Raw genomic sequence first — 5,567 nt, 5'->3', positions numbered from 1 at the left:
GCACCCCGATAGTGCAACTCCTCCACCTGATCGGCGAAGTCACGCCACACCTGCGCCGACTCACGAAGCTTGTCCTCATTCGCCGTCGGCCAGTCAAAGCCCAGCATCTCGAGAACCCACTCGACGCTGTCCGGCAACATGAGCGCCACTTCGTCATCCCCCGTTACTGACGATCAACCAAACGTGCAGCGATCATAGTGTTCGAGCGATCGCACGGAGCGGGCGCCCCTGTCCCGGTCCTGCAACAGAAGCGCCCGCACCACCACCACCCGGCAGGACCGGGACCAGGACCAGGACCTACCGCCCTCCGCTCCCCACCGCCTGCTTGACCAGCGTCCGCCCGAAGTCCCACATCAGGCCGCTCCCCCGGTGGGCGTCGTCCATCAGCTCCTCGAAGGCGGTCACGAACCGGTCCACCTCCCGCTCCGTGATGATCAGCGGCGGGATCAGCTTGATGACCTCCAGGTGGTCACCCGACACCTGGGTGAGGATCCGGTGGCGCTGCAGCAGCGGGACCACCACCATCTGGGCGAAGAGACCCTTCCGCGCCGCCTGGAGCGCGGTCCAACCCGTGCGCAGCTTCAGCGACTTGGGCCGGCCGAACTCGATGCCGATCATCAGCCCCTGCCCCCGCACCTCCGCCAGCAGCTCGTACTTGTCCACCAGCGCCGACAGCCTCGTCCGGAACAGCTCGCCGACCTTCGCCGCGTTCGCCACCACGCCCTCCTCCCGCATCACGTGCAGGGTGGCGAGGCCGGCCGCCATCGCCTGGGCGTTGGAGCCGAAGCTGGCCGAGTGGACCAGCACCCGGTCCATCGAGGAGTACACCTTCTCGAAGATCCAGCCCTTCCCCAGGGTCGCGCCCACCGGGACGTAGCCGCCCGACAGGGCCTTGGCCGCGCAGACCAGGTCCGGCTGCACGCCCGGCTCGGCCTGGTAGGCGAAGAAGGTGCCCGTCCGCCCGATGCCCGTCTGCACCTCGTCGCAGATGAGCAGGGCCTTGTGCTCGTGCAGCAGTTGCTGGGCGGCGAGCAGCCAGCCCGGCGGCGGGGCGAGCACGCCCTTGCCCTGGATCGGTTCGACGATCAGGGCGGCGACGTCGCCCTTGCGGAGCTCCTTCTTCAGGGCTCCGAGGTCGCCGAGCGGGATGGCGGTGTCGGGGAGCAGCGGGTCGAAGCCCTTGCGGAAGCCGTTCTCGCCGTTGACGGAGAGCGAGCCCGTCGTCAGGCCGTGGAAGGCGTGGTCGCAGTAGAGCACCCGTCGTTTGCCGGTGGCGTAGCGGGCGAACTTCAGCGCCGTCTCGACCGCCTCGGTGCCACTGTTGCCGAAGAAGACCCGGTCCAACTCCGGCGTGAAGGAGAGGAGTTGCTCGGCCAGCAGGCCCTGGAGCGGGGAGCAGTCGAAGCGGACCAGGTCGGGGAGGCCGAGGTCCATCACGTCCTGCACGGCGGCCCGGACCACCGGGTGGTGGCGGCCGAGGGCGAAGATGCCGAAGCCGGCCAGCATGTCGAGGTAGTCGTTGCCCTCCGCGTCGTAGAAGTAGGCCCCCTCCGCGCGCTCGTAGAACTTGTCGAAGCCGATGGTGTGCAGCATCCGGGCCAGCTGCGGGTTGAGGTACTTGGCCTGCAACTCGTAGCGTTCGGAGCCTCGTTCGGCGAGCAGCGCGGAGAGGTCGAGACGGTCAGCCGGCATGGTGCTGGTTCGCTCCTTGGTCGGGTTCGCGGTTCGGGTTCTCCCCGCGTGCGGGGTTCTGGGGGCGGAGGAGTTGCTTGGCGAAGACGGCCGCCTGGGCGGCGACTCCCGTCCCGGTCAGGCCGATCTCCTCGAGGATCTCTCCCCGCCCGGCGTGCGTCAGGAACTCCTGGGGGATGCCGAGGTCGCGCAGCGGCACGTCCACGCCGGCGTCCCGCATCGCCTGGGCGATGGCCGAACCGACGCCGCCCGCCCGGCCGTTGTCCTCCACGGTGACCACCAGGCGGTGCTCGGCGGCCAGCAGGGGCAGCACCGGGTCGACCGGCTTGACCCAGCGCGGGTCCACCACCGTGCAGCTGAAGCCCTCGGCGAGCAGCAGCGCGGCCGCGTCCAGGCAGGCGGGGGCCATCGCCCCGACCGCGACCAGCAGGATCTCCGGTGCGGGGCCGGTGCGTTGCAGCACGTCGATACCGCCGAGCCGCTCGATCGCCGGGACCTCGGGGCCGAGGTCGCCCTTGGGGAAGCGGACCACGGTGGGGGCGTCCGCGACGTCCACCGCCTCCCGCAGCTGGACGCGCAGCTGCTCGGCGTCGCGCGGCGCGGCCAGCCGCAGCCCGGGGACGACCTGGAGGATGGACATGTCCCACATGCCGTTGTGCGAGGCGCCGTCGTTGCCGGTGACCCCCGCCCGGTCGAGCACGAAGGTGACGCCGAGGCGGTGCAGGGCGACGTCCATCAGGACCTGGTCGAAGGCCCGGTTGAGGAAGGTCGCGTAGACGGCCACCACGGGATGCAGGCCGCCGGTGGCGAGGCCGGCCGCGCTGGCCACCGCGTGCTGCTCGGCGATGCCGACGTCGTAGGTGCGTTCGGGGTGGGCGGCGGCGAACGGGGCCAGGCCGACGGGCTGGAGCATGGCGGCGGTGATCGCCACCACGTCGGGGCGCTCGGCGCCGAGGGCGGCGAGTTCGCTGCCGAAGACGGAGGTCCAGGAGGTCCCGGAGGAGGGCGAGACGGGCAGGCAGGTGTACGGGTCCATGGCGCCCACCGCGTGGAAGCGGTCGGCCTCGTCCTGCTCGGCGGGGCGGTAGCCGCGGCCCTTGACGGTCAGGCAGTGGACGATCACCGGGCCGTCGAAGCCACGGGCCTGACGGAGCGCCTGCTCCACCGAGAGCAGGTCGTGGCCGTCGATCGGGCCGAGGTACTTGAGGCCCAGGTCCTCGAACATGCCCTGCGGGGTGAAGGCGTCCTTGAAGCCCTTCTTGGCCCCGTGCAGCGCGTCGAAGACGGGCTTGCCGACCAGCGGGGTGCGCTGCAGCGCACCCTTGCCGAGGGCCAGGAAGCGCTCGTAGCCCTGGGCGGTGCGCAGGGCGGCCAGGTGGTGGGCCAGGCCGCCGATGGTCTTCGCGTAGGAGCGCTCGTTGTCGTTGACCACGATGACCAGCGGGCGGTCGGCCTCGGCGATGTTGTTGAGCGCCTCCCAGGCCATCCCGCCGGTGAGCGCCCCGTCGCCGATCACCGCCACGGTGTGCCGGCTGGGGGTGCCGAGCAGCTGGTGCGCCTTGGCCAGGCCGTCGGCGTAGCCGAGGGCGGTGGAGGCGTGCGAGTTCTCGATCAGGTCGTGCTCGGACTCGGCGCGGGACGGGTAGCCGGAGAGGCCGCCCTGCATCCGCAGCCGGGCGAAGTCCTGACGGCCCGTGAGCAGCTTGTGGACGTAGGCCTGGTGGCCGGTGTCCCAGAGGATGCGGTCGTACGGCGAGTCGAAGACCCGGTGCAGCGCGATGGTCAGCTCCACCACACCGAGGTTGGGCCCCAGGTGTCCGCCGGTCTTGGTGACGGCGGAGACCAGGAACTCGCGGATCTCGTCCGCGAGCCGGGCGAGCTCCGGCGGGGAGAGGCGGCGGAGGTCGGCGGGGCCCTGGACGGTGGACAGGACTGACATGGCTTCACCTCGTGGCTCGGTACTGGGCGATGACGGTCCGTGCTGGTGACGGTCTGTGTCCAGCCTGCGGCCATCGCTGCCGGTGCGCCTGTCGGGAGCCCGCCGCAGCGGGCTCCCGAGGGTGGTGTCAGTGCGCGCCGAGGGTCTCGCGGGCGGCCCGCAGGGACTCCTTGAGGGAGCCCATGGTGGCCAGTACGGCGGTCGGTTCGTACCCGCAGTGCGCCATGCAGTTGTCGCAGCGCGGGTCCTTGCCGCGGCCGTACTTGTCCCAGTCGGTCTTCTCGATCAGCTCACGGTAGGTGGGGACGTAGCCGTCGGCCATCAGGTAGCAGGGGCGCTGCCAGCCGAACAGCGAGTAGTTCGGGATGCCCCAGGCGGTGCACTCGAAGTCGATCTTCCCCTCGAGGAAGTCCAGGAAGAGCGGGCTGTGGTTGAGCCGCCAGCGCCGGCGGTTGCCGCCCGCGAAGGTCTTCCGGAACAGCTCCCTGGTCTGCTCCACGCCCAGGAAGTGGTCCTGGTCGGGCGCCTTCTCGTAGGCGTAGGCCGGGGAGATCATCATCTCGTCGACGTGCAGCTCGTCGTTGAGGTAGTCCAGCACCTCGATGATGGTCTGCGGGGTGTCGGTGTTGAAGAAGGTCGAGTTGGTGGTCACCCGGAAGCCGCGCCGCTTGGCCTCCTTGATCGCCTCCACCGCCTCGTCGAAGGTGCCCTCCTTGGCCACCGAGGCGTCGTGCCGCTCGCGCAGGCCGTCGATGTGCACGGTGAAGGTGAAGTACGGCGAGGGGGTGAACTTGTCCAGCTTCTTGCGCAGCAGCAGCGCGTTGGTGCAGAGGAAGACGTACTTGCGCCGCCCCACCAACTGCCGGACGATCTCGTCGATCTGCGGGTGCATCAGCGGCTCGCCGCCCGCGATGGAGACCATCGGGGCCCCCGACTCCAGCACCGCGCCGACCGCCTGGGCGACCGGCATCCGCTGCTTCAGCACCCCCGCCGGGTGCTGGATCTTCCCGCAGCCCTCGCAGGCCAGGTTGCAGGCGTAGAGCGGCTCCAGTTCGACGATCAGCGGGAACTTCTTGTTCCGCTTGAGCTTCTGCTGGAGCAGGTACGTGCTGACGCGCACGGACTGGCGCAGCGGCATTGCCATGGCTAGCTCGCCTCCTGAGGGAGCGTCGATGACTGTGGTGCACGGTTCTTCAGCTCGTCGCGGGCCACCGACCGCCGCCAGGCCGCGAGGGCCGGAACGGTGGCGCGCAGGGTCCGCCAGGCGCGCAGCCCGGCGGGCAGGGTGCCGGGCCGCAGCAGCTCCCGGCTGGGGGTGTCGACCACCACCCGGAGCACCGCCGCCGGCAGCCCGGAGCCGGCCTCGGCCCGGGCGGCCAGCACGGCGGCGGCCTCCATGTCGACGGCGCGGGCGCCGGTGGCGTGCAGGTCGCTGCGCTCGGCGCCGCGGACCACGTGGTCGGCGGTGTGGTGCGGGCCGATGTGGACGGTCAGGCCGCGGGCCCGCAGTTCGGCGGCCAGGGCGGGGGCGGAGTCGAGTGACCAGGCGTCACCCTCGGCGTCCCGCACCGAGTCCGCGACGATCACGTCCCCGGGCAGGACACCCGGCCCGAGAGCGGCGCCGAAGCCGGCCACCGCGAGCGCCCCGTAGCCCGGTCGGGTGAGCAGCCCGCCGACCGCCCTCCGGGCCCGGGCCCGGCCCATGCCGGTGCGGAGCAGCACGGCCGCGGTCCCGCTCCAGTCGCCGCCGCGCAGCGCCCAGACCTCGGGGCCCAGCGCGCAGACGACCAGCAGCGGACCGTCCGGGGCGGCTCCCTCGGGCGGAAGCGGTGCGACGTGCCTCATCGGTGACCTCCCGTCAGCGGACTGCCGTGCAGGTACCGGCCGGGGCCGGAGGCCGGGGACAGCGGCCCGGTACCCGCCGCGCACAGCGCAC

4 protein-coding genes are annotated in these 5,567 nt (G+C 71.5%); all 4 read right to left on the bottom strand.

Annotated features, from left to right (window positions below; translation table 11 throughout):
* Positions 1-297: 297 nt before the first annotated feature.
* The 4 genes from ACWEPF_RS36890 to ACWEPF_RS36875 all read right to left on the bottom strand — a co-directional run bounded on the left by ACWEPF_RS36890 (position 298) and on the right by ACWEPF_RS36875 (position 5,476).
* A complete protein-coding gene (locus ACWEPF_RS36890) occupies positions 298-1,692 on the bottom strand; it encodes an aspartate aminotransferase family protein (RefSeq protein WP_452176055.1) in 1,395 nt (464 codons plus the stop codon).
* On the bottom strand, positions 1,682-3,631 hold the full coding sequence (gene dxs / locus ACWEPF_RS36885) for a 1-deoxy-D-xylulose-5-phosphate synthase (RefSeq protein WP_452176054.1): 1,950 nt from the start codon (positions 3,629-3,631) through the stop codon (positions 1,682-1,684). Before dxs ends, ACWEPF_RS36890 begins: the two co-directional genes overlap by 11 nt.
* Before the next feature lie 127 nt (positions 3,632-3,758).
* Positions 3,759-4,775 (bottom strand): adenosyl-hopene transferase HpnH, encoded by a 1,017-nt coding sequence (gene hpnH / locus ACWEPF_RS36880; protein WP_345280788.1) that lies wholly within the window; start codon positions 4,773-4,775, stop codon positions 3,759-3,761.
* Positions 4,776-4,777: 2 nt separating this feature from the next.
* The gene (locus ACWEPF_RS36875; protein ID WP_452176053.1) at positions 4,778-5,476 is read right to left on the bottom strand and encodes a phosphorylase family protein; all 699 of its coding nucleotides are present in this window, start codon (positions 5,474-5,476) and stop codon (positions 4,778-4,780) included.
* Positions 5,477-5,567: the final 91 nt, after the last annotated feature.

The sequence above is a fragment of the Kitasatospora sp. NPDC004289 genome (assembly GCF_053602875.1).
Note: the sequence above shows the minus strand (reverse complement) of the source record. Positions and strands in the feature narration are given on the sequence as shown.

Bases quoted from the DNA above. Each gene is read 5' to 3' on its own strand.
- dxs (WP_452176054.1), bottom strand. From the start codon at position 3,631: ATGTCAGTCCTGTCCACCGTCCAGGGCCCCGCCGACCTCCGCCGCCTC.
- hpnH (WP_345280788.1), bottom strand. From the start codon at position 4,775: ATGGCAATGCCGCTGCGCCAGTCCGTGCGCGTCAGCACGTACCTGCTC.
- ACWEPF_RS36890 (WP_452176055.1), bottom strand. From the start codon at position 1,692: ATGCCGGCTGACCGTCTCGACCTCTCCGCGCTGCTCGCCGAACGAGGC.
- ACWEPF_RS36875 (WP_452176053.1), bottom strand. From the start codon at position 5,476: ATGAGGCACGTCGCACCGCTTCCGCCCGAGGGAGCCGCCCCGGACGGT.